Genomic DNA, 20,548 nt, shown 5'->3' with positions numbered 1-20,548 from the left:
TTGAGGGGTTAAGGCTCCCAGTAGACGACTGGGTTGATAGGCCGGATCTGGAAGCACCGTGAGGTGTGGAGGTGACCGGTACTAATAGGCCGAGGGCTTGTCCTCAGTTGCTCGCGTCCACTGTGTTAGTTCTGAAGCAACGAACAGTTGCTGGTTTCAGTAGAACCACTTAATTGAAGAGTGTGCTTGTTCGCTCGAAACCAATAGGGTTTCGGTGGTCATAGCGTTAGGGAAACGCCCGGTTACATTCCGAACCCGGAAGCTAAGCCTTTCAGCGCCGATGGTACTGCAGGGGGGACCCTGTGGGAGAGTAGGACGCCGCCGAACAATATTTAGGGACCCTTGGTCCAGCGTTCACGCGCTGGACCAAGGGTCCTTTTTTGTTTTGTTGTGCAGATAGATCGAAGCGCGGCCGGTCGCCGGCTGCGCGAGAATGACGTAGTACCCGAAGACAGGAGTCACACCGATGCCCACCAACTCTCCCGACGACCGTTCCGAGCGCGAGCCGCGCCGTAGGGACGGCGGCGGCGACCGGGGCGGATTCCGCGGTGGCCGTGACGACCGTGGGCCTCGTCGTGACGACGACCGTGGTGGATATCGCGGTTCGCGTGATGACCGTGGTGGTCGTCCCAGCAGTGGTGGTGGCGGTGGCTACGGCCGGCGTGACGACCGGCCGTCTTCCGGCGGTGGCGGTTTCCGTCGCGATGACCGCCCCTCCGGTGGGGCTCCTCGTCGTGATGACCGGCCGTCCGGTGGTGGCTATGGTCGCCGCGATGACCGTCCGTCTTCCGGCGGTGGCTTCCGCCGTGACGACCGTCCCTCCAGTGGCGGTGGCGGTTTCCGTCGCGATGACCGTCCCTCCGGTGGTGGTGGCGGTGGGTTCCGTCGCGATGACCGCCCGTCTGGTGGGGGCGGTGGGTTCCGTCGTGACGACCGGCCTTCGGGTGGGTTCCGTCGGGATGATCGTCCGTCCGGTGGTGGGCGTGATGACCGTCGTGACGACCGTCCGTCGTTCCGTCGTGATGATGACCGTGGTGGTCGTCCCAGCAGTGGTGGTGGCGGTGGCTACGGCCGGCGTGACGACCGGCCGTCTTCCGGCGGCGGCGGTTTCCGCCGCGACGACCGGCCCTCCGGTGGCGGTGGCGGTTTCCGCCGTGATGACCGTCCCTCGGGTGGGGACTTCCGTCGTGATGACCGGCCGTCTGGTGGTGGCTATGGTCGCCGTGATGACCGGCCGTCTTCCGGCGGTGGGTTCCGTCGTGACGACCGCCCGTCCGGTGGTGGCGGTGGGTTCCGTCGCGATGACCGGCCTTCGGGTGGGTTCCGTCGGGATGATCGTCCGTCCGGTGGTGGGCGTGATGACCGTCGTGACGACCGTCCGTCGTTCCGTCGTGATGATGACCGTGGTGGTCGTCCCAGCAGTGGTGGTGGCGGTGGCTACGGCCGGCGTGACGACCGGCCGTCTTCCGGCGGTGGCGGTTTCCGCCGCGACGACCGGCCCTCCGGTGGCGGTGGCGGCTTCCGTCGCGATGACCGCCCGTCCGGTGGTGGCGGCGGTTTCCGTCGTGACGACCGGCCCTCGGGTGGGGACTTCCGTCGTGATGACCGGCCGTCTGGTGGTGGCTATGGTCGCCGCGATGACCGGCCGTCTTCCGGCGGTGGCTTCCGCCGTGACGACCGCCCCTCCGGTGGCGGTGGCGGTTTCCGTCGTGATGACCGGCCGTCCGGTGGTGGCGGTGGCTACGGCCGTCGTGACGACGACCGTGACCGCGGTGGATACCGGGGCTCCCGTGATGACCGTGGTGGCCGTCCCTCCGGTGGTGGTGGCGGTGGCTATGGCCGGCGTGACGATCGTGGCCGTGATGACCGTGGTGGTTATGGCCGGCGTGACGACCGGGACCGTCCGGACCGTGAGCCGATCAAGCGGCTGCCGATTCCGGATGACGTCACCGGTGACGAGATCGATCAGGATGTGCGCCAGGAGCTTCTGAGCCTGCCGAAGGGGCTGGCCGAGGATGTCTCCAGGAACCTGGTCATGGTCGCCAAGCTGATCGACGAGGACCCGGAGGAGGCCTATGGCTACTCCAGGGTCGCGCTTCGGCTCGCCTCCAGGGTGGCCGCGGTTCGTGAGGCGGCTGGTTTTGCCGCGTATGCCACGCAGCGGTACACCGAGGCGCTGGCGGAGTTCCGTGCTTCGCGCCGGATGACCGGCAGTGTGGAGCTGTGGCCCGTCATGGCGGACTGCGAGCGGGGACTGGGACGCCCCGAGCGCGCGCTCGCCATGGCCGGGGAGCCCGAGGTGCAGAAGCTCGACAAGGCCGGTCAGGTGGAGATGCGCCTGGTCGCGGCCGGTGCGCGCCGGGACATGGACCAGCTGGACGCCGCCATTGTGACGCTTCAGAGCCCGGAGCTGGCTTCCAACTCGGTGCAGCCCTGGACCCCGCGGCTGCGGTACGCCTACGCGGACGCGCTGCTCGCGGCCGGCCGTGAGGACGACGCGCGTGAGTGGTTCGCCAAGACGCTGGAGTCCGACAAGGACGGCGTGACCGACGCGTCCGACCGCCTCGCCGAGCTGGACGGGGTCGAGTTCGTCGACGCCGTGAGCGAGGACGAGGCGATCGAGGCGGACGAGGACGACCGCTCCGAGTTCGACGACGAGGCCGAGGACGAGGTCGTTGCTGAGGCTGAGGCCGAGGTCGACATCGAGGACGGCGACGACCGCCGCGACGACAAGTAGTCGGTGAGACATGAAGGGCGGCACCTCGCGGTGCCGCCCTTCTGTCATTCCAGGGTCAGACTTCTGAGCACCAGACCGGTCGCCGGTTTGGGGCCGAAGGAGGTGGACTTGCGGGGCATGGTCACGCCCTCGCGGGCCAGCTCCCGTACGACTTCCTCCCGTACCGGATGCATCAGCACCGCCGTACCGCCGTGGCGTTCCGCCTGGGTGACGGCCGCCTCTGTGTCGTGGATGTAGGCGATGTGCTCCGGGGCGTCCGGGATCCGCCAGAGGTGGTCGAGGAGTGTGGCGTGGAGGACGGTCGCGTCCAGGGTGCGCCAGGCCTCGGGGCGGTCGGTTCGCACGGTGCGGGAGAGGAGTGCCGGGTCGGGGCGGTCCAGCAGGTGGAAGGTGCCGTCGCCGGCGAGGAGGAAGGCGTTGCCTCCGGCGGAGGTCTCGGCGAGGGTCTCCATGGCCCGGTCGAGCGGTACGTCGAGACGCCGGACGCGGAAGGAGTCGCCGAGGGCGGCCAGGGCGTCGGCGACCGGGAGTCGGTGCAGCAGCCGGTGGATCGCGCGGACGCGGAGCGGGTGGTGGGCCGAGTCGATCAGCAGGACCAGTCCGTACCCCCAGGGGCCGGTGGCGTCCGGGTGCTCGGCGCGCAGCCGGAGATAGGTGGCCCAGCGGTGGTGGCCGTCGGCGATCAGTGCCTGGCGGCCCGCCAGATCGGTCTGGATCTCGGCGAGTTCGGCGGGGTCGGTGACGGCCCACAGCCGGTGGCTGAAGCCGTCCTCCGTGGTCGTGGCGAGCAGCGGTGTCCGCAGCGCGGTGCGTTCGACGACGGCGGTGGTGCCGGTGGTGCCGGTGGTGGAGCCGCCGGTGCTGCGGTAGGTGAGCAGCAGCGGTTCGAGATTGGCTCCGGTGGTGCGCATCAGCTCCGCGCGGTCGGCCACGATGTCCGGCATCACGTCCTCGTGGGGGAGGACGACTCCTTCGGACGGTTCGGAGAGGGCGAGCGCGCCGATGACCCCGCGCTGGAGGAGGTCGCCGCGGCGCTGCTCGTACACATAGAGGGCGGGTTGGGGGTCGGGGGCGAGGACGCCTTCGTCCAGCCAGCGGGTGAGGGTGTCGGCGGCCCGGCGGTGGCGGGCGCCGGGGGTGGGCGCCTGCGGGAGGATCAGCCGGACGATGTTGTACGGATCAGCCGATTCCAGATGGTGGAGTCCATCGGGCCGTACGACGACGTCGTACGGCGGGGAGGTCACGGCTGCGAGAGAACCGACCCGCTCGGGGACGTACCGGAGTCCACGGAAGGGGATCAGGCGCAGACCGTCATTGGCCGCGGGACCTTCGCAGTTCATCCGTGCATCGTATGTGGGGCGGGCGATGAGCGATGATCGGGGGGAGTGGACGTTCGATCGAGGAGCAGAGACGGATGAGTCAGCTGAGCAGGACCCGGCCGGGGGCGAGCGCGAAGGCGCTGAGCGAGGCGTACGACACCGCGCTGTTGGACCTGGACGGCGTGGTGTACGCGGGTGGTGAGGCGATCGCGTACGCCGTTGACTCGCTGTTGGCGGCGCGGGCGGGCGGGATGCGGCTGGCGTATGTGACGAACAACGCGCTGCGTACGCCGGAGGCGGTGGCGGAGCACATCACCGAGCTGGGGGTGGAGACGGCGGCGGCGGATGTCATCAACTCGGCGCAGGCGGTGGCCCGGTTGATCTCCGAGGAGGTGCCGGCCGGGTCCCGGGTGCTGGTGATCGGCGGGGAGGGGCTGAGGGTCGCGCTGCGTGAGCGCGGGCTGGTGCCGGTGGAGTCGGCGGACGACGATCCGGCGGCCGTGGTGCAGGGGTACGGCGGTCCCGAGCTGCCGTGGGGGCGGTTCGCGGAGGCCTGTTACGCCATCGCGCGGGGGGTTCCGTGGTTCGCCTCGAATACGGATCTGACGATTCCGAGTGCTCGGGGGATCGCGCCGGGCAATGGCGCGGCCGTGGAGGTGGTGCGGATCGCGACCGGCGCGGAGCCGAGGGTGGCGGGGAAGCCGCTGCCGCCGATGCACCGGGAGACGGTGCTGCGGACGGGGGCGCGTCGGCCGCTGGTGGTGGGGGACCGGCTGGACACGGACATCGAGGGCGCGTTCAACGGGGGTGTGGACTCGCTGCTGGTGCTGACCGGGGTCACGGACGGGGCGCTGCTGCTGGCCGCGCCGCCGGAGCACCGGCCGACGTATGTGGACGCGGATCTGCGCGGGATGCTGACCGGTCAGCCGGAGGTCGGGGCCGTACCGGGGGGCGGCGGTTTCCGGTGCGGCGGGTGGACGGCCGTGGCGCGCGCCGGGGCGCTGGTGCTGGAGGGCGAGGGGGACGCGATGGACGGGCTGCGGGCGCTGTGCGCGGCGGCCTGGTCGGACGCGGGGGACGGTGTCTGCGGGCTGGACGCGGGCGAGGCGCTGTCCAGGCTGGGCCTGTAGCCCGGGAAGCGAGTGCCGGTGGTCTCTCCTCGGGGAGGGACCACCGGCGCTCGGGTCAGGCTTCTTCTTCGCCGGCGGCGGTGGTGTCGGCAGCCATGAGATCATCCTCGGATGCTCCCGCGCGCCAGTAGCCGGTGAACTTCACCCTGCGCCGGTCGAAGCCGCGTTCGCCGACGAGTTGGCGGCGTACCGCCCGTACAGTGGCGGCCTCGCCCGCGATCCAGGCGTACGGGAGACCTGTCGGCAGCTCGGCCGAGGCGATCGCCTCGGGGGTGGCGCCCCGGCCGGTGAGCCAGACGATGTCGGCGTCGGCCCTGGTGGGGAGCGTCTGGCGGTCGGCCGGGTCGTTGAGTTCCAGCCAGACCCGGACCGGGGTGTCCGGGGGCAGTGTCTCCAGGATGTTCGCGACGGCGGGGAGCGCGGACTCGTCGCCGGTGAGCAGGATCCAGTCGGTGTCCTCGGGCGGCCGGAAGTCGTATCCGGCGTTCTCCTCGCCGAGCGGGGCGAGGAGGCCGAGCACGGAGCCGGGGACGGCGGTGCGGACCCAGCGGGAGGCCGGGCCCAGATCGCCGTGGGTGGCGAAGTCGATCACGATTTCGCAGGGGTCGCGGCGGAGTGAGCGCACGGTGTAGGTGCGCATGATGCCGCGTGTGTCGGGGTCGAGGGCGCGCCACGCCGCGTACCAGTCGTCCCGGTCGGTGTCGGGCATGACCGGTTCGTCCTGGCCGGGGTGGGGCAGGAAGAGCTTCACGCGCTGGTCCAGGCCGGCGGTGGCCGCGCGGGCGAGGTCGTCGCCGCCGAAGGTCACTCTGATCATCGACGGGGTGAGCTGCTCGGTGGAGAGGACATGGATGCTGAAGAACGCGTACAGGGCGTCGCTCACGGCTTGAGCTTCTTCGAGCGGGCGACGGCGGCGGCGAGCTGCTCCAGGACGGGGGCGAAGCCGGCGTAGCTGTAGCGCTCCTCCACGGACCAGGGGACGGTCTGGCCCGCCTTGACGGCGGGGAGCCGGTTCCAGGTGGGCTTCTTGGCGAGGCCCTTGGCGGACAGGGCGTTGGAGCGGTTGTCGATCATGATCAGATCGGCGTGGTACTTGTCCGCGTTCTCCCAGCTGAGGAACTCCCAGAAGCCCCAGTCGTCGCTCTTCTTGCCCTCGACGAACTCGATGCCGAGGTCCTTGAAGTAGTTGAGGTCGCAGTTGGAGTCGGGGACGGCGACGTACATGTTCTCGGGGTCGCCGGCCATGGCGAGCACCTTGAGGCCGCCATTGCGCTCGGCGGCCTCGCGGAGGGCGGCCTCGGCGCGGTCGAAGCGGGCCTTCGCCTCGGTGACCTTGGCGGCCTTGAGGTCGGCTCCGAGCGATTCGGCGAGTTCGGTGTACCGCTTCAGCGGTTCGAGAAGGGACTTGTGCGCTCCGTCGATCCCGACGGTGGGAGCCAGCTTCTCGATCTTCTTGACGCTCTCCTCCGGGACGTACCAGAGGGCGGGCGGCGGGAACATGTTGCTGATCAGCAGATCGGGGTCGAGTGCCGCGTACTTCTCGACGCTGAACTCGCCCCAGGCCTTGCCGAGGCTGGTGAGCTTGCTGATGTCCAGGTCGCCGGCCTGCGGGTTCGGCTTTCCGTTCACCGGGTCGGTGGGGCCGAAGACTCCGGTGCAGGTGACGCCGTAGTCGTGGAGGGCGGCCGCGGTGCTGACGAAGGCCACGATGTTCTTGGGCCTGGTGCTCGCCCTGGCGGTCTTGCCCCGGTCGTCGGTGAAGGTCCATGAGCCGCCCTCTGACGCGCTCTTCTTCTCGTCGTTTCCGCAGGCGGTGAGCAGCGCGCCGATGCCGAGCGCCCCGGTGGCGGTCAGCAGGCGTCGGCGGGAGAGGGCAGGGGTGTTCATGGGAGAACTTCCGTCAGACAGAATTGATGAGAGGGTAGGCTAACCTAACCTTGTGTTGGTCGACAGTACACAAGTCCGCGCGGCGTCCGGATCGGGGCCCGTGCCCGACGGCGTGCCCGCGCAGCCCCCCGTCTCCCGAAGTCGCCATGTGGTGCGGATCGCCGGACTGTTGGCTTCCGTCGTTCTGCTGGTGCTGGTCTGCGTGGCGAGCATCGCGTTCGGCGCGAAGTCGATGCCGCTCTCCGACGTGTGGCACGGCCTCTTCGACAGCGACGGGGTCGGCAACGATGTGATCGTCCGTGAGGTGCGGGTGCCGCGTACCCTGCTCGGGCTGCTCGCCGGCGCGGCCCTCGGGCTCGCCGGGGCGGTGATGCAGGCGCTGACCCGCAATCCGCTCGCGGAGCCCGGACTGCTCGGGGTGAACGCGGGGGCGTCCGCCGCCGTCGTCTCCGCGATCAGCTTCCTCGGGGTCACCTCGCTCACGGGCTATGTCTGGTTCGCCTTCCTCGGCGCGGCCGTCGTCTCCGCCCTCGTCTATGTGCTCGGCGGGAGCCGCGCCGCGAACCCGGTACGGCTGGCGCTCGCCGGAACCGCCGCCACCGCCGCGCTCTACGGCTATATCAACGCCGTGCAGCTGCTGGACTCGGCCGCGCTGGACAAGCTGCGCTTCTGGACGGTGGGTTCGCTGGCCTCGGCGGACATGGAGACGATCGCCAAGGTCGCGCCGTTCATCGGCGTCGGCGTGGTGCTCGCGCTGCTGCTGGGACGGCCGCTCAACGCCCTGGAGATGGGCGACGACACCGCCCGCGCGCTCGGCGCGAACCTGGGCCGGACCCGTGTTCTGTCCATGGTGTGCGTGACCCTGCTCTGCGGGGCCGCTACCGCCGCCTGCGGGCCGATCGTCTTCGTCGGTCTGATGATTCCGCATCTCGTCCGCGCCATCACCGGGCCCGACATGCGGTGGATCATGCCGTACGCCGCCGTGCTCGCGCCGGTGCTGCTGCTGGGCGCGGATGTCATCGGCCGGCTGGTGACCCGCCCGTCGGAGCTTCAGGTCGGCATCGTCACCGCGCTGATCGGCGGGCCCGTCTTCATCCAGCTCGTACGCCGCAAGAGGATGGCCAAGCTGTGAAGACCTCGACCAAGACCCCCACCAAGACTTTGACCGAGACCTCGCCGAAGTCCTCGACCGGGTCCGTTCGGGCCGTGCGCACCGGCGGCGGTCTCTCGGTACGGGTCGACCCGCGCGCGGCCGTCGTCTTCCTGCTGCTGACGGGCGTCGCGTTCGCCGCCTCGGTCGTGCTGATCGGCAGCGGAGACTTCCGGATCGCCCCCGGCGATGTCGTCGCCACCCTGCTCGGCAACGGCACGGCGGCCCACGAGTTCGTCGTCCAGGAGCTGCGGCTGCCCAGGATCCTCGTCGGGCTGCTCGTCGGCGCGTCGCTCGCGATCAGCGGCGCGATCTTCCAGTCGCTCTCCCGCAACCCCCTGGGCAGCCCCGATGTGATCGGCTTCGGCCAGGGCGCGGCCGTCGGCGCGCTCGGCGCGATCGTGCTCTTCCAGGGCACCGCACTCGCCGTCGCGGGCGGGGCGCTCGTCGGCGGGCTGGTGACCGGTGTCGCGGTCTATCTGCTCGCCTGGAAACGCGGGGTCCACGGCTACCGCCTGGTCCTTGTCGGCATCGGCGTCGCCGCCGTCCTCACCGCCGTCAACCACTATCTGCTCACCAAGGCCAGCCTGGTGGACGCCACCCGGGCCGTTCTCTGGATGACCGGCTCGCTCGACGGCCGGGACTGGACCCAGGTCTGGCCGCTGCTGGCGGCCTTCGCCCTGCTGGTGCCGGTCGTCGCCTGGTACGCCCGGCCGCTGCGGGTGCTGGAGATGGGCGACGACGCGGCCCACGCCCTCGGGGTGCCGGTGGAGCGCGCGCGGCTGGTGATGATGGCCGCGGGCGTGCTGCTGATGGCCGCCGCGACCGCCGCCGCCGGCCCGATCGCCTTCGTCGCGCTCAGCGCGCCCCAGCTGGCCCGCCGGCTGACCCGCTCGCCGGGGCCCGGCCTCGCCGCCTCGGCCGCGATGGGCGCGGCCCTGCTGCTCGTCGCGGACTGGGTGGCCGCGGTCGCCTTCGGCGACCGTCAGCTGCCGGTCGGCGTGGTGACGGCGGTGCTCGGCGGCTGCTATCTGCTGTGGCTGCTGGTCACCGAACGGAGAGCGGGACGCATATGACACCGTCGGCACTCCCCGTCGAACCCGCCGGACTTCCTGTCGGCCGCCTTGTGAACCCTCGATCCAGGAGCACCACCACCATGCAGCGTCTCACCGCGGAATCGGTCACCCTCGGCTACGACCAGCGGGTCATCGCCGAGAACCTGTCGGTGGAGATACCCGACAACTCCTTCACGGTCATCGTCGGCCCCAACGCCTGCGGCAAGTCCACCCTGCTGCGCGCCCTCTCGCGCATGCTGAAGCCCTCCGAGGGCCGGGTGCTGCTGGACGGGCAGACGATCCACTCGATGCCCGCGAAGAAGGTCGCGAAGACGCTCGGGCTGCTGCCCCAGTCGTCCATCGCCCCCGACGGGATCACCGTCGCCGACCTGGTGGCCCGGGGCCGCTACCCGCACCAGGGGCTGCTGCGGCAGTGGTCGCCGGAGGACGAGCGGATCGTCCAGGAGTCGATGGCGGCGACCGGCGTCGGCACACTGGCGGACCGATATGTCGACGAACTCTCCGGCGGGCAGCGCCAGCGGGTGTGGATCGCCATGGCCCTGGCCCAGCAGACGCCGCTGCTGCTGCTGGACGAGCCGACCACCTTCCTCGACATCCAGCACCAGCTGGAAGTGCTCGACCTCTGCGCGGAGCTGCACGAGACCCAGGGCCGGACCCTGGTCGCCGTGCTCCACGACCTCAATCAGGCCGCCCGGTACGCCACCCATCTCATCGCCCTGCACGAGGGCAAGGTCGTCGCCGAGGGCGCGCCGTCCGAGGTGGTGACGGCGGAGCTGGTGGAGCGGGTCTTCGGGGTGCGGAGCCAGGTCATCGAGGACCCCGAGTCCGGCACTCCGCTGGTGGTGCCGGTGGCGCGCAAGCGGGTGGCAGCGGCGACGGCGTCCGCCGCTGCCACCGCCGTGAAGACCCTCTGAGGGGGCCCTTCGGGAGTCCGGGCCCGGTCCGCCGCCGGGCCCGGACTACAGAAGGGACTTGAGGCGCAGCAGATCGCGGAATCCGGCCTCCAGCCGGACCCGGCCCGAGGCCCACGCCCTGGCGAACTCCAGCTCGCCGTCGACCATCGCCACCAGATCGTCCCCCGTCATCGCGAGGCGGATCTGCGCCTTGTCGCGCGGCGGCCCGGGGAGGGTGTCGAGCACCGTGATCAGGCCATCCTGAAGACGGCCGACAAAGGTGACATCCAGGTCCTTGATGTGGCAGCTGAGGGACCTGTCGAACGAAGTGATACCGCCTGTGCCGCTCTCCGGGCGCGTGAGTCTGTCGCTGAGTCTTTTGAGCGCGCTGCGGCACTCTTCCGTCGTCGCCATCATGATCGACGGTACCTCAGTGCTTCGCGGTAGCGTCTGGGTCATGAGCGACTCGACGCCGGGCCCGCCCGCCCCCGGCCCTGGATCCCCGCCCGCGGCCCCGCCCCCGGCCGGCGAACCCTCCGTGCCCGCGCCGCTCGGCGTCCCCCGCCCGCCCACCGGCGACGCCGGGGTGGACGCCCTGCTCGCGCGGCTGGCCGATGCGGACCACCTCCCGGCGGACGGACATCTGGAGGTGTACGAGGATGTACACCGGGGGCTGCGTGCCACGCTGGCCTCGCTCGACGCAAACCCGCCGGCCGCGCCCGCACCTCGGACGCCGTCGCCGTCACCCTCGTAACGACAACAGGAGCTGAACCGAACGTGGCAGGAGTCGCCCGCCGCCGTCTCGACGCCGAACTGGTACGCCGCAGCCTGGCGCGCTCGCGCGAGCACGCCAGCCAGCTGATCGCCGCCGGGCGGGTGACCGTCGGCGGCAATGTCGCCACCAAACCGGCCACCCAGGTCGAGACGAGTGCCGCAGTCGTCGTCGCCACCGGCGGCGACGAGCCCGAGTACGTCTCGCGCGGCGGGCACAAGCTCGCCGGGGCGCTGGCGGCCTTCGCCCCCCTCGGGCTGACGGTCGAGGGCCGCCGGGCGCTCGACGCCGGAGCGTCCACCGGCGGCTTCACCGATGTGCTGCTGCGCGCGGGCGTCGCGCACGTCCTCGCCGTCGACGTCGGCTACGGCCAGCTCGCCTGGTCGCTCCAGAGCGACGACCGGGTGACGGTCAAGGACCGCACCAATGTGCGCGAGCTGACGCTGGAGGCGATCGACGGCGAGCCGGTCGGCCTGGTCGTCGGAGACCTCTCCTTCATCCCGCTCGGGCTGGTGCTCCCGGCGCTGGTGCGGTGCGCCGCCCCCGACGCCGATCTGGTGCTGATGGTCAAGCCCCAGTTCGAGGTGGGCAAGGAGCGTCTCGGCAGCGGCGGCGTGGTGCGCAGCACCGAGCTGCGCAAGGAGGCCGTGCGGACGGTGGCCGCGCAGGCCGCCGCGCTCGGCCTGGGTGTGCTGGGCGTCACCGCCAGCCCGCTCCCCGGTCCCTCCGGGAACGTCGAGTACTTTCTGTGGCTCCGGGCCGGGGCGCCCGAGCTGGATCCGGCGGATGTCGACCGGGCAGTGGCGGAGGGACCTCGGTGACCAGACCAGACACATCAGAGACACCAGACACATCAGTGGCACCGGTGGCGGAGTGCGCCTTCGACACCGGGGAGGGCGCCGAGCGCAGGGTGTTCCTGCTCGCGCACACCGGCCGCCCGGCCGCGATCCGCAGCGCCGAACTCGTCGTCCAGGGACTGCTCCGCTGCGGTCTTCGCGTACGCGTCCTGGAGGCGGAGGCCGTCGATCTGCCGCTGCCGCCGTCCGTCGAGACCGTCCCCGAGGCCACGCCCGAGGCGCTCGACGGCTGTGAACTCCTGATCGTGCTCGGCGGCGACGGCACCCTGCTGCGCGGTGCCGCGTTCGCCCGCGCCTCCGGGGTGCCGATGCTCGGCGTCAACCTGGGCCGCGTCGGCTTCCTCGCGGAGGCGGAGCGCGACGACCTCGACAAGGTCGTCGACCGGGTCGTCACCCGGGAGTACGAGGTCGAGGAGCGGATGACCATCGATGTGGTGGTCCGCAGCAACGGGGACATCGTCCATCGTGACTGGGCGCTGAACGAGGCCGCCGTCCAGAAGGTCTCGCCCGAGCGGATGCTGGAGGCGGTCCTGGAGATCGACGGCCGTCCCGTCACCGCGTTCGGCTGCGACGGCATCGTCTGCGCCACCCCGACCGGCTCGACCGCCTACGCCTTCTCGGCGGGCGGCCCGGTGGTCTGGCCGGAGGTCGAGGCGCTGCTGATGGTCCCGATCAGCGCCCACGCGCTGTTCGCGAAGCCGCTGGTCACCGCACCGACCTCGGTCCTCGCGGTGGAGGTGCAGCCGCACACCCCGCACGGCGTCCTGTGGTGCGACGGCCGCCGTACCGTCGAACTGCCGCCCGGCGCGCGGGTGGAGGTCCGCCGGGGCGCGGTGCCGGTCCGGCTGGCCCGGCTGCACCACGCCTCCTTCACCGACCGGCTGGTGGCCAAGTTCGCGCTGCCCGTCTCCGGATGGCGGGGAGCCCCGGGCTGAGCGGGCCGGCCGCGCCCCGCCGTGATCATCAGTTCGGGTGACGGGCCGGGGCGCCGCCCGGCCCCGAGGGGCTCTCGCGCCGGGCGCGACCCGTGTCCCGGGAGGGACTGGGGTGGGGTCGGCGTCGCGCCGTGCCGGCGAAACCTCGTATGGTCGTGTCCGTGTTGGAGGAGATGAGGATACGGTCGCTCGGGGTCATCGACGACGCTGTCGTCGAGCTGTCGCCCGGTTTCACCGCGGTGACCGGCGAGACGGGCGCCGGCAAGACCATGGTCGTCACCAGCCTGGGGCTGCTGCTCGGCGGACGGGCCGATCCGGCGCTGGTGCGGATCGGCGCGAAAGCGGCAGTGGTGGAGGGCCGGATCGGCGTGCCCGCCGGCGCCCCGGCCGCGCTGCGCGCGGAGGAGGCGGGGGCCGAACTCGACGACGGCACACTCCTGATCAGCCGGACCGTCTCCGCCGAGGGCCGCTCCAGGGCGCACCTCGGCGGGCGCTCGGTGCCGGTGGGGGTGCTGGCCGAACTCGCCGACGATCTCGTCGCCGTCCACGGCCAGACCGATCAGCAGGGACTGCTGCGCCCGGCCCGGCAGCGCGAGGCGCTCGACCGGTACGCGGGGGACGCGGTCACCGGTCCGCACACCGCGTACACCGCCGCCTACCGGGGCCTGCGGGCCGTCACCGCCGAACTCGCCGAGCTGACCACCCGGGCCCGTGAGCGGGTCCAGGAGGCGGATCTGCTGAGGTTCGGACTCGACGAGATCGCCGGGGTCGCCCCCCGGGCCGGCGAGGACACGGAACTCGCCGCCGAGGCCGAGCGCCTCGGGCACGCCGAAGCCCTCGCCTCCGCCGCCGCCCTCGCCCACACCGCGCTGGTGGGGAACCCGGAGGACCCGGAGGGGGTGGACGCGGCGACCCTGGTCTCGGGCGCTGGCCGGGCGCTGGACGCCGTACGCTCGCACGATCCCGCGCTCGCGGCCCTCGCCGAGCGGACGGGCGAGATCTCCATCCTGCTCGCCGACGTCGCGGGCGAACTCGCCGGATACGCGGACCGGCTGGACGCCGACCCGCGACGGCTCTCCGCCGTCGAGGAGCGCCGTGCCGCGCTCTCCTCGCTGACCCGCAAGTACGGCGACACCGTCGACTCCGTGCTGGCCTGGTCGGACCGGAGCGCCGCCCGTCTCACCGAGCTGGACGGCGACGACGGCCGGATCGAGGAGCTGACCGCCGAACGGGACGCGCTGCGCGCCGAACTCTCCGTCCTCGCGCGCACGCTGACCGAGGTCCGCACGGAGGCCGCCGCGCGCTTCGCCGAAGCCGTCACCGAGGAGCTGGCCTCGCTGGCGATGCCGCACGCGCGGGTGTCGTTCGCCCTGAGCCGGACCGAGTGCGACGAGGACGCCGGGGTGGAGATCGACGGCCGGACGGTGGCGTACGGACCGCACGGGGTGGACGAGGTCGAGCTGCTGCTCGCCCCGCACCCGGGCGCACCGCCGCGACCGATCGCCAAGGGCGCGTCCGGCGGCGAGCTGTCGCGGGTGATGCTGGCGGTCGAGGTGGTCTTCGCCGGGACCGACCCCGTACCCACCTATCTCTTCGACGAGGTCGACGCGGGCGTCGGCGGCAGGGCGGCGGTCGAGATCGGCCGCCGGCTGGCGAAGCTCGCGAGGACCGCGCAGGTCGTCGTGGTGACCCATCTGCCGCAGGTGGCCGCGTTCGCGGACCGTCAGCTGCTGGTGGAGAAGACCCACGACGGTTCGGTGACCAGCAGCGGGGTCACCGTCCTGGAGGGCGAGGACCGGGTGCGCGAGCTGTCGCGGATGCTGGCCGGCCAGGAGGACTCCCGGGCGGCGCGCGCCCACGCGGAAGAACTGCTGGCGGCGGCCCGGACCGAGGTCTAGAGCCGTCGCCGCCCCACAGGTTCACCCGAGTGGGTGAACCGGGGGCGGGGTGTGGCCAGCGCGCGCACAGGGACGGTGCCGGAACGCGCGTACGGGCTGGCATTCTTGGCGGGTGACACAGCTGCGTACGGTGCAAGTGCTGGGCGGCGGCGGTGCGGGCAGCGGTGCGCACGTCCGGTCGTTGGCCGCCGGGCTGGTGGCGCGGGGGGTGCGGGTGACCGTGTGCGCTCCGGCCGAGCTGGAGGACCTCTACGACTTCCCGGCCGCCGGGGCCGGTTTCGCGCCGGTGCCCGGACGCGGTGATCCGGCGGCGCTGGGGGCGCTCAGATCGGTCTGCGCGGCGGCCGACGTGGTGCACGCGCACGGGCCGCACGCGGGGGTGCGGGCCGCGCTGGCGCTCAGCGGGCTGCGGATACCGCTCGTCGTCACCTGGCACACCCGGGGGCAGGACGGCGGGGCCCGGGGGCGGGTGCTGCGGCTGCTGGAGCGGCGGGCGGCGCGGGCGGCCGCGGTGGCGCTCGGCAGCTGTTCCGAGCTGGTCGACCGGGCCCGGCTGCGCGGCGCCCGGGACGCGAGGCTGGCCCCGCTCGCGATGCCCGCGCCCTCGGGGCGTCCGGCCGGCCGGGCCGCGCTGACCAGGGCCGGGCTCGGGGCGGGTGATCGTCCCCTGGTGCTGGCGGTGGGCGGTCTGACGCCGGAGCGGGGGTATCGGACGCTGCTCGACGCGGCCGGCTGGTGGCGGCGGCTGGATCCGGTGCCGCTGGTGCTGATCGCGGGGGAGGGCCGGGGGCGGGCGGCGCTGGAGCGCCGGATCGCCTCGGAGGAGCTGCCGGTGCGGCTGCTGGGCCGCCGTGACGACATCGCCGAACTCCTCGTGGCCTCGGACGTCGCGGTGCTGCCGAGTCGCTGGGAGGCGCGCTCCCCGCTCGCGCAGGAGGCCCTGCGGCTGGGGGTGCCGCTGGTCGCGACCGCCGTCGGCGGGGTGCCCGAGCTGGTGGGGGACGCGGCCGAGCTGGTGCCGTACGGGGATGTGGGGGCGCTCGCCGGAGCGGTCGCCGGGCTGCTGGGGGACCGGGTTCGCCGGGCCGAGCTGGTGCGGGCCGGTCCGGCGCAGGCGGCCGGGTGGCCCACGGAGGACGAGACCGTGGCCCAGGTGCTGAGCGTCTACGACGAGCTGGTCGCCCGCTGACCCGCGTTTCCGTCTCCGCTTCCGGGCCGGTCTCGGGCCCGGAAGCGGAAACAGCGGGGTCCTATCCTCCGTACGCCCCCGACGCGGTGAGCCGCAGCGCCGTGTCGATCAGCGGAACATGGCTGAAAGCCTGCGGGAAGTTGCCGACCTGGCGCTGGAGCCGGGAGTCCCACTCCTCCGCGAGCAGTCCCAGATCGTTACGGAGGGCGAGCAGCCGTTCGAAGAGCTTGCGGGCCTCGTCGACCCGCCCGATCATCGCCAGGTCGTCCGCCATCCAGAACGAGCAGGCGAGGAACGCGCCCTCGTCGCCCGCCAGGCCGTCGAGGCCCGCCTCCCCGCCGGCGGTGGGGTAGCGCAGGATGAAGCCGTCCTCCGTGGACAGCTCGCGCTGGATCGCCTCGATGGTGCCGATGACGCGCTTGTCGTCCGGCGGGAGGAAGCCCATCTGCGGGATGAGCAGGAGTGAGGCGTCCAGCTCCTGGGAGCCGTAGGACTGGGTGAAGGTGTTGCGCTCGGGGTCGTACCCCTTCTCGCAGACATCGCGGTGGATGTCGTCGCGCAGCCGCCGCCACCGCTCCAGCGGTCCGTCGGCGTCGCCGGACTCGATGAGTTTGATGGTCCGGTCGACGGCGACCCAGGCCATCACCTTGGAGTGGACGAAGTGGCGGCGCGGGCCGCGCACCTCCCAGATGCCCTCGTCCGGTTCGTTCCAGTGCTTCTCCAGATACTGGATCAGCCGGAGCTGGAGCAGCGCGGCGTAGTCGTTGCGCGCCAGGCCCGTCATATGGGCCAGGTGCAGGGCCTCGGTGACCTCGCCGTAGACATCGAGCTGGAGCTGATGGGCCGCGCCGTTGCCCACGCGTACCGGTCCCGAGTTCTCGTAGCCGGGCAGCCAGTCCAGTTCGGCCTCGCCCAGTTCCCGTTCGCCGGCGATGCCGTACATGATCTGGAGGTTCTCCGGGTCGCCCGCGACGGCCCGCAGCAGCCACTCGCGCCAGGCGAGCGCCTCTTCCCGGTAGCCGGTGCGCAGCAGCGAGGAGAGGGTGATCGCGGCGTCCCGCAGCCAGGTGTAGCGGTAGTCCCAGTTCCGTACGCCGCCGATCTCCTCCGGGAGGGAGGTGGTGGGCGCGGCGACGATTCCGCCGGTCGGCGCGTAGGTGAGGGCCTTGAGGGTGATCAGTGAGCGGATCACGGCCTCGCGGTAGGGCCCGTGGTACGTACAGTGCTCGACCCACTCCCGCCAGAACTCCCCGGTCGCCTCCAGCGCGGCCTCCGGTTCGGGGAGCGCCGGCGGCCGGTGGTGCGAGGGCTGCCAGCTGATGGTGAAGGCGATCCGCTCACCGGGGGAGACGGTGAAGTCGGAGTAGGTGGTGAGGTCCTTGCCGTAGGTCTCGGTGTCGGTGTCCAGCCAGACCGAGTCGGGTCCGGCGACGGCCACCGTGCGGCCGTCGACCTTGTGGACCCAGGGGGTGATCCGTCCGTAGCTGAAGCGCATCCGCAGCGCGGAGCGCATCGGCACCCGCCCGGAGACGCCCTCCACGATCCTGATCACTTGCGGAGCCCCGTCGCGCGGCGGCATGAAGTCGGTCACTCGGACCGTGCCGCGCGGTGTGTCCCACTCCGACTCCAGAATCAGGGAGTCGCCGCGATAGCGTCGCCGGTCGGCCGCGGGCGGCTCGGCGTGTGCGGGATGGGCGGGGCCCATTCTCCAGAATCCGTGCTCCTCGGTACCGAGCAGCCCGGCAAAGACGGCATGCGAGTCGAAGCGCGGGAGGCACAGCCAGTCGACTGTGCCGTCCCGGCAGACCAGTGCGGCGGTCTGCATGTCTCCGATGAGTGCGTAATCCTCGATGCGCCCGGCCACGTGCATCTCCAGTCGAACGGCCATGTCCGCCCCTTGGGGCGCTTACTTGGCGTCAAGGGTCGCCGACGAGCCAGGGGGCACGGGTTGAAGTCGGGGATGTCGCTTTTGGCCTGTGTCACCCGTCGCCCACCACCACCCCGCTCAATTGAGCGCACCCCTGCGCGTTGCTCCGTAAAGCGAGTGTCCGAGCAGGATACGACGCACCGGGGAGTTACGCGTGGCGGTCTCGACAACCCGAGTGAGCCGAACGAGTGAGCCAAGAGTGAATGGCTGGTGAAGGAGGTACGGGAGGGACTACGCGTGGCCGGAAGCGGTCCATCGGAGTCGCTGATACCCTGGTATCCCGTGGACCGGTGGCCCGCCTGTACTCAGTCAGGAGCCCCGCAACCGCAGCGACGGCCCCTCCCTGAACAGCCGGGAGGACGCCGGCACGCACCTCACCCTCGCGACCACGGGAGCCCCCTCTTGGCGATGCCGCCCAAATCCATGACGACCAAGCACATCTTCGTCACCGGGGGTGTCGCTTCCTCCCTCGGCAAGGGCCTGACGGCCTCCAGCCTGGGTGCGCTGCTGAAGGCGCGGGGCCTGCGGGTCACGATGCAGAAGCTCGACCCCTATCTGAACGTCGACCCGGGCACGATGAACCCCTTCCAGCACGGCGAGGTGTTCGTCACCAACGACGGCGCCGAGACCGACCTGGACATCGGCCACTACGAGCGCTTCCTCGACGTCGACCTCGACGGCTCCGCGAACGTCACCACCGGGCAGGTCTATTCCCAGGTGATCGCCAAGGAGCGGCGCGGCGAGTACCTGGGCGACACCGTCCAGGTCATCCCGCACATCACCAACGAGATCAAGCACCGCATCCGCCGGATGGCGACCGACGACGTCGACGTCGTCATCACCGAGGTCGGCGGCACGGTCGGCGACATCGAGTCGCTGCCGTTCCTGGAGACCGTCCGCCAGGTCCGCCACGAGGTCGGCCGGGACAATGTCTTCGTCGTCCACATCTCGCTGCTGCCCTACATCGGCCCCTCCGGCGAGCTGAAGACCAAGCCCACCCAGCACTCGGTCGCCGCCCTGCGGAACATCGGCATCCAGCCCGACGCCATCGTGCTGCGCGCCGACCGCGAGGTCCCGGTCGCCATCAAGCGCAAGATCTCGCTGATGTGCGACGTGGACGAGGCCGCCGTGGTCGCCGCCATCGACGCCAAGTCGATCTACGACATCCCCAAGGTGCTCCACACCGAGGGCCTGGACGCCTATGTCGTGCGCAAGCTCGACCTGCCCTTCCGCGATGTCGACTGGACGGTCTGGGAGGACCTGCTGGACCGGGTCCACAACCCCGACCACGAGGTCACCGTCGCCCTGGTCGGCAAGTACATCGACCTGCCCGACGCCTATCTCTCGGTCACCGAGGCGCTGCGCGCCGGCGGCTTCGCCAACCGCGCCCGCGTCAAGGTGAAGTGGGTCACCTCCGACGATTGCAAGACCCCCGCCGAGGCGGCCCGCCACCTCGGCGACGTCGACGCGATCTGCATCCCCGGCGGCTTCGGCGACCGGGGCGTCAGCGGCAAGGTCGGCGCGATCCAGTACGCCCGCGAGAACCGGGTGCCGCTGCTCGGCCTCTGCCTGGGCCTCCAGTGCATCGTGATCGAGGCGGCCCGCAACCTCGCCGGCATCCCCGACGCCAACTCCACCGAGTTCGACGCCGCCACCGCCCACCCGGTGATCTCCACCATGGAGGAGCAGCTGGCGTACGTCGAGGGCGCGGGCGACCTCGGCGGCACCATGCGCCTCGGGCTCTACCCGGCCAAGCTGGCCGAGGGCTCGGTCGTCCGCGAGACCTACGGCGACCAGCCGTACGTGGAGGAGCGCCACCGCCACCGCTACGAGGTGAACAACGCCTACCGCGCGGAGCTGGAGAAGAAGGCGGGCATCGTCTTCTCCGGGACCAGCCCGGACAACAAGCTGGTCGAGTACGTCGAGTACCCGCGTGAGACGCACCCCTACCTGGTCGCCACCCAGGCGCACCCGGAGCTCACCTCGCGTCCCACCCGCCCCCACCCGCTCTTCGCCGGACTGGTGAAGGCCGCCGTGGAGCGCAAGACCGGCGAGTGACCGGCAGGCATTACCGTTGACCGGGGTACGCATCCGTTCACTGATGCGTACCCCGGTCTATTTTTTTGCGGTTTCTGCGTGAGGACGACAGACATGGCGATTGAGGACACCCCCGAACAGTGGCGGGTCACCGCGACCGCGACCCCGTTCCGGGGCAATAAGACGAGCGTCCGCACGGACGACGTGGTCATGCCCGACGGCACGGTCGTCCGCCGTGACTACCAGGTCCACCCCGGCTCGGTCGCCATCCTCGCCCTCGACGGCGAGGGCCGCGCGGTCGTGCTGCGCCAGTACCGCCACCCGGTCAGGCAGCGGCTCTGGGAGATCCCCGCCGGACTGCTCGACATCCCCGGCGAGAACCCGCTGCACGCCGCCCAGCGCGAGCTGTACGAGGAGGCCCACGTCAAGGCCGAGGACTGGCGGGTGCTGGCCGACGTCTACACCACCCCCGGCGGCTGCGACGAAGCCGTACGGATCTTCCTCGCCCGGGAGCTGTCGGCGGCGGACGGCGAGCGGTACGAGGTCTCCCACGAGGAGGCCGACATGGAGCTGGCCCGGGTGCCGCTGCCCGAGCTGGTGCGCGGCGCGCTCGCCGGAGAGCTGCACAACAACTCGCTGGTGGTGGCGGTCATGGCGGCCACCGCCGCGCTCGCGGGGGAGGGGTTCGACGCGCTGCGCCCGGCCGAGGCGCCCTGGCCCGCGCGCCCCTTCGAGGCCTGA

At 71.6% G+C, this 20,548-nt stretch carries 17 protein-coding genes, 2 rRNA genes and 1 pseudogene; 15 read left to right on the top strand and 5 right to left on the bottom strand.

The genetic code is table 11. The features are described 5' to 3' along the window. From ABD371_RS09960 to ABD371_RS09945, 4 genes and pseudogenes are all read left to right on the top strand, one after another. A 23S ribosomal RNA gene (locus ABD371_RS09960) occupies positions 1 to 105 on the top strand; the annotation flags it as partial. A 105-nt stretch (positions 106 to 210) separates the two neighbouring features. After that, positions 211 to 327, top strand: a 5S ribosomal RNA gene (gene rrf, locus ABD371_RS09955). A gap of 397 nt (positions 328 to 724) precedes the next feature. Beyond that, a pseudogene (locus ABD371_RS35845) lies at positions 725 to 1,480 on the top strand (hypothetical protein); the annotation flags it as partial. Positions 1,481 to 1,972: 492 nt separating this feature from the next. Beyond that, positions 1,973 to 2,737: a hypothetical protein gene (locus ABD371_RS09945; RefSeq protein ID WP_344475031.1), complete on the top strand. Its 765-nt coding sequence runs from the start codon at positions 1,973 to 1,975 to the stop codon at positions 2,735 to 2,737. A gap of 44 nt (positions 2,738 to 2,781) precedes the next feature. On the opposite strand, the gene ABD371_RS09940 is transcribed toward ABD371_RS09945, so the two are convergent. Further along, the gene (locus ABD371_RS09940) at positions 2,782 to 4,077 is read right to left on the bottom strand and encodes a DUF1015 domain-containing protein (RefSeq protein ID WP_344474964.1); all 1,296 of its coding nucleotides are present in this window, start codon (positions 4,075 to 4,077) and stop codon (positions 2,782 to 2,784) included. A 74-nt stretch (positions 4,078 to 4,151) separates the two neighbouring features. Here ABD371_RS09940 and ABD371_RS09935 point away from each other — a divergent pair, with 74 nt between their 5' ends. Continuing rightward, positions 4,152 to 5,186: an HAD hydrolase-like protein gene (locus ABD371_RS09935; protein WP_344474962.1), complete on the top strand. Its 1,035-nt coding sequence runs from the start codon at positions 4,152 to 4,154 to the stop codon at positions 5,184 to 5,186. A gap of 55 nt (positions 5,187 to 5,241) precedes the next feature. Here the strand turns inward: ABD371_RS09935 and ABD371_RS09930 are convergent, their stop codons facing one another. Further along, on the bottom strand, positions 5,242 to 6,069 hold the full coding sequence (locus ABD371_RS09930; RefSeq protein WP_344474960.1) for a siderophore-interacting protein: 828 nt from the start codon (positions 6,067 to 6,069) through the stop codon (positions 5,242 to 5,244). Then, on the bottom strand, positions 6,066 to 7,073 hold the full coding sequence (locus tag ABD371_RS09925) for an ABC transporter substrate-binding protein (RefSeq protein ID WP_344474959.1): 1,008 nt from the start codon (positions 7,071 to 7,073) through the stop codon (positions 6,066 to 6,068). The genes ABD371_RS09930 and ABD371_RS09925 overlap by 4 nt, the downstream gene beginning before the upstream one ends. A gap of 232 nt (positions 7,074 to 7,305) precedes the next feature. On the opposite strand from ABD371_RS09925, the gene ABD371_RS09920 reads away from it, so the two are divergent. From ABD371_RS09920 to ABD371_RS09910, 3 genes are all read left to right on the top strand, one after another. Then, positions 7,306 to 8,205: a FecCD family ABC transporter permease gene (locus ABD371_RS09920; RefSeq protein WP_381734665.1), complete on the top strand. Its 900-nt coding sequence runs from the start codon at positions 7,306 to 7,308 to the stop codon at positions 8,203 to 8,205. A gap of 29 nt (positions 8,206 to 8,234) precedes the next feature. Beyond that, the gene (locus ABD371_RS09915; RefSeq protein WP_344475027.1) at positions 8,235 to 9,299 is read left to right on the top strand and encodes a FecCD family ABC transporter permease; all 1,065 of its coding nucleotides are present in this window, start codon (positions 8,235 to 8,237) and stop codon (positions 9,297 to 9,299) included. Positions 9,300 to 9,379: 80 nt separating this feature from the next. Beyond that, positions 9,380 to 10,213: an ABC transporter ATP-binding protein gene (locus ABD371_RS09910; RefSeq protein ID WP_344474958.1), complete on the top strand. Its 834-nt coding sequence runs from the start codon at positions 9,380 to 9,382 to the stop codon at positions 10,211 to 10,213. A 45-nt stretch (positions 10,214 to 10,258) separates the two neighbouring features. Here the strand turns inward: ABD371_RS09910 and ABD371_RS09905 are convergent, their stop codons facing one another. After that, positions 10,259 to 10,606 carry a sterol-binding protein gene (locus ABD371_RS09905; RefSeq protein ID WP_344474956.1) on the bottom strand — a complete coding sequence of 116 codons (348 nt, stop codon included), beginning with the start codon at positions 10,604 to 10,606 and terminating at the stop codon, positions 10,259 to 10,261. Between the two features lie 43 nt (positions 10,607 to 10,649). On the opposite strand from ABD371_RS09905, the gene ABD371_RS09900 reads away from it, so the two are divergent. The 5 genes from ABD371_RS09900 to ABD371_RS09880 all read left to right on the top strand — a co-directional run bounded on the left by ABD371_RS09900 (position 10,650) and on the right by ABD371_RS09880 (position 15,843). Beyond that, a complete protein-coding gene (locus ABD371_RS09900) occupies positions 10,650 to 10,946 on the top strand; it encodes a hypothetical protein (protein ID WP_344474954.1) in 297 nt (98 codons plus the stop codon). 23 nt (positions 10,947 to 10,969) lie between these two features. Continuing rightward, positions 10,970 to 11,785: a TlyA family RNA methyltransferase gene (locus tag ABD371_RS09895; protein ID WP_344474952.1), complete on the top strand. Its 816-nt coding sequence runs from the start codon at positions 10,970 to 10,972 to the stop codon at positions 11,783 to 11,785. 44 nt (positions 11,786 to 11,829) lie between these two features. Beyond that, a complete protein-coding gene (locus ABD371_RS09890; protein WP_344475025.1) occupies positions 11,830 to 12,756 on the top strand; it encodes an NAD kinase in 927 nt (308 codons plus the stop codon). 149 nt (positions 12,757 to 12,905) lie between these two features. Further along, positions 12,906 to 14,654, top strand: coding sequence for a DNA repair protein RecN (recN, locus tag ABD371_RS09885; protein ID WP_344474950.1), 1,749 nt, complete (start codon positions 12,906 to 12,908; stop codon positions 14,652 to 14,654). A 112-nt stretch (positions 14,655 to 14,766) separates the two neighbouring features. Further along, positions 14,767 to 15,843 carry a glycosyltransferase family 4 protein gene (locus tag ABD371_RS09880; protein WP_344474948.1) on the top strand — a complete coding sequence of 359 codons (1,077 nt, stop codon included), beginning with the start codon at positions 14,767 to 14,769 and terminating at the stop codon, positions 15,841 to 15,843. Positions 15,844 to 15,904: 61 nt separating this feature from the next. On the opposite strand, the gene ABD371_RS09875 is transcribed toward ABD371_RS09880, so the two are convergent. Next, entirely contained in the window at positions 15,905 to 17,707 is a 1,803-nt protein-coding gene (locus ABD371_RS09875; protein WP_344475023.1) for a glycoside hydrolase family 15 protein, read from the bottom strand. 471 nt (positions 17,708 to 18,178) lie between these two features. Here ABD371_RS09875 and pyrG point away from each other — a divergent pair, with 471 nt between their 5' ends. Beyond that, positions 18,179 to 19,828, top strand: a complete 1,650-nt coding sequence (gene pyrG, locus ABD371_RS09870; RefSeq protein ID WP_190125912.1) for a CTP synthase — start codon at positions 18,179 to 18,181, stop codon at positions 19,826 to 19,828. 93 nt (positions 19,829 to 19,921) lie between these two features. Continuing rightward, positions 19,922 to 20,548 carry an NUDIX domain-containing protein gene (locus ABD371_RS09865; RefSeq protein WP_344474945.1) on the top strand — a complete coding sequence of 209 codons (627 nt, stop codon included), beginning with the start codon at positions 19,922 to 19,924 and terminating at the stop codon, positions 20,546 to 20,548.

It is taken from the genome of Streptomyces amakusaensis, from assembly GCF_039532665.1.
In the GTDB taxonomy this organism is placed as follows: Bacteria; Actinomycetota; Actinomycetes; order Streptomycetales; family Streptomycetaceae; genus Streptomyces; species Streptomyces amakusaensis.
This window is presented reverse-complemented; position numbering and strand designations above follow the sequence as displayed.

Coding starts and splice junctions, on each gene's coding strand:
- ABD371_RS09900 (WP_344474954.1), top strand. CDS start 10,650: ATGAGCGACTCGACGCCGGGCCCGCCCGCCCCCGGCCCTGGATCCCCG.
- recN (WP_344474950.1), top strand. CDS start 12,906: ATGGTCGTGTCCGTGTTGGAGGAGATGAGGATACGGTCGCTCGGGGTC.
- ABD371_RS09905 (WP_344474956.1), bottom strand. CDS start 10,606: ATGGCGACGACGGAAGAGTGCCGCAGCGCGCTCAAAAGACTCAGCGAC.
- ABD371_RS09935 (WP_344474962.1), top strand. CDS start 4,152: ATGAGTCAGCTGAGCAGGACCCGGCCGGGGGCGAGCGCGAAGGCGCTG.
- ABD371_RS09940 (WP_344474964.1), bottom strand. CDS start 4,077: ATGAACTGCGAAGGTCCCGCGGCCAATGACGGTCTGCGCCTGATCCCC.
- pyrG (WP_190125912.1), top strand. CDS start 18,179: ATGCCGCCCAAATCCATGACGACCAAGCACATCTTCGTCACCGGGGGT.
- ABD371_RS09925 (WP_344474959.1), bottom strand. CDS start 7,073: ATGAACACCCCTGCCCTCTCCCGCCGACGCCTGCTGACCGCCACCGGG.
- ABD371_RS09910 (WP_344474958.1), top strand. CDS start 9,380: ATGCAGCGTCTCACCGCGGAATCGGTCACCCTCGGCTACGACCAGCGG.
- ABD371_RS09920 (WP_381734665.1), top strand. CDS start 7,306: ATGCCGCTCTCCGACGTGTGGCACGGCCTCTTCGACAGCGACGGGGTC.
- ABD371_RS09865 (WP_344474945.1), top strand. CDS start 19,922: ATGGCGATTGAGGACACCCCCGAACAGTGGCGGGTCACCGCGACCGCG.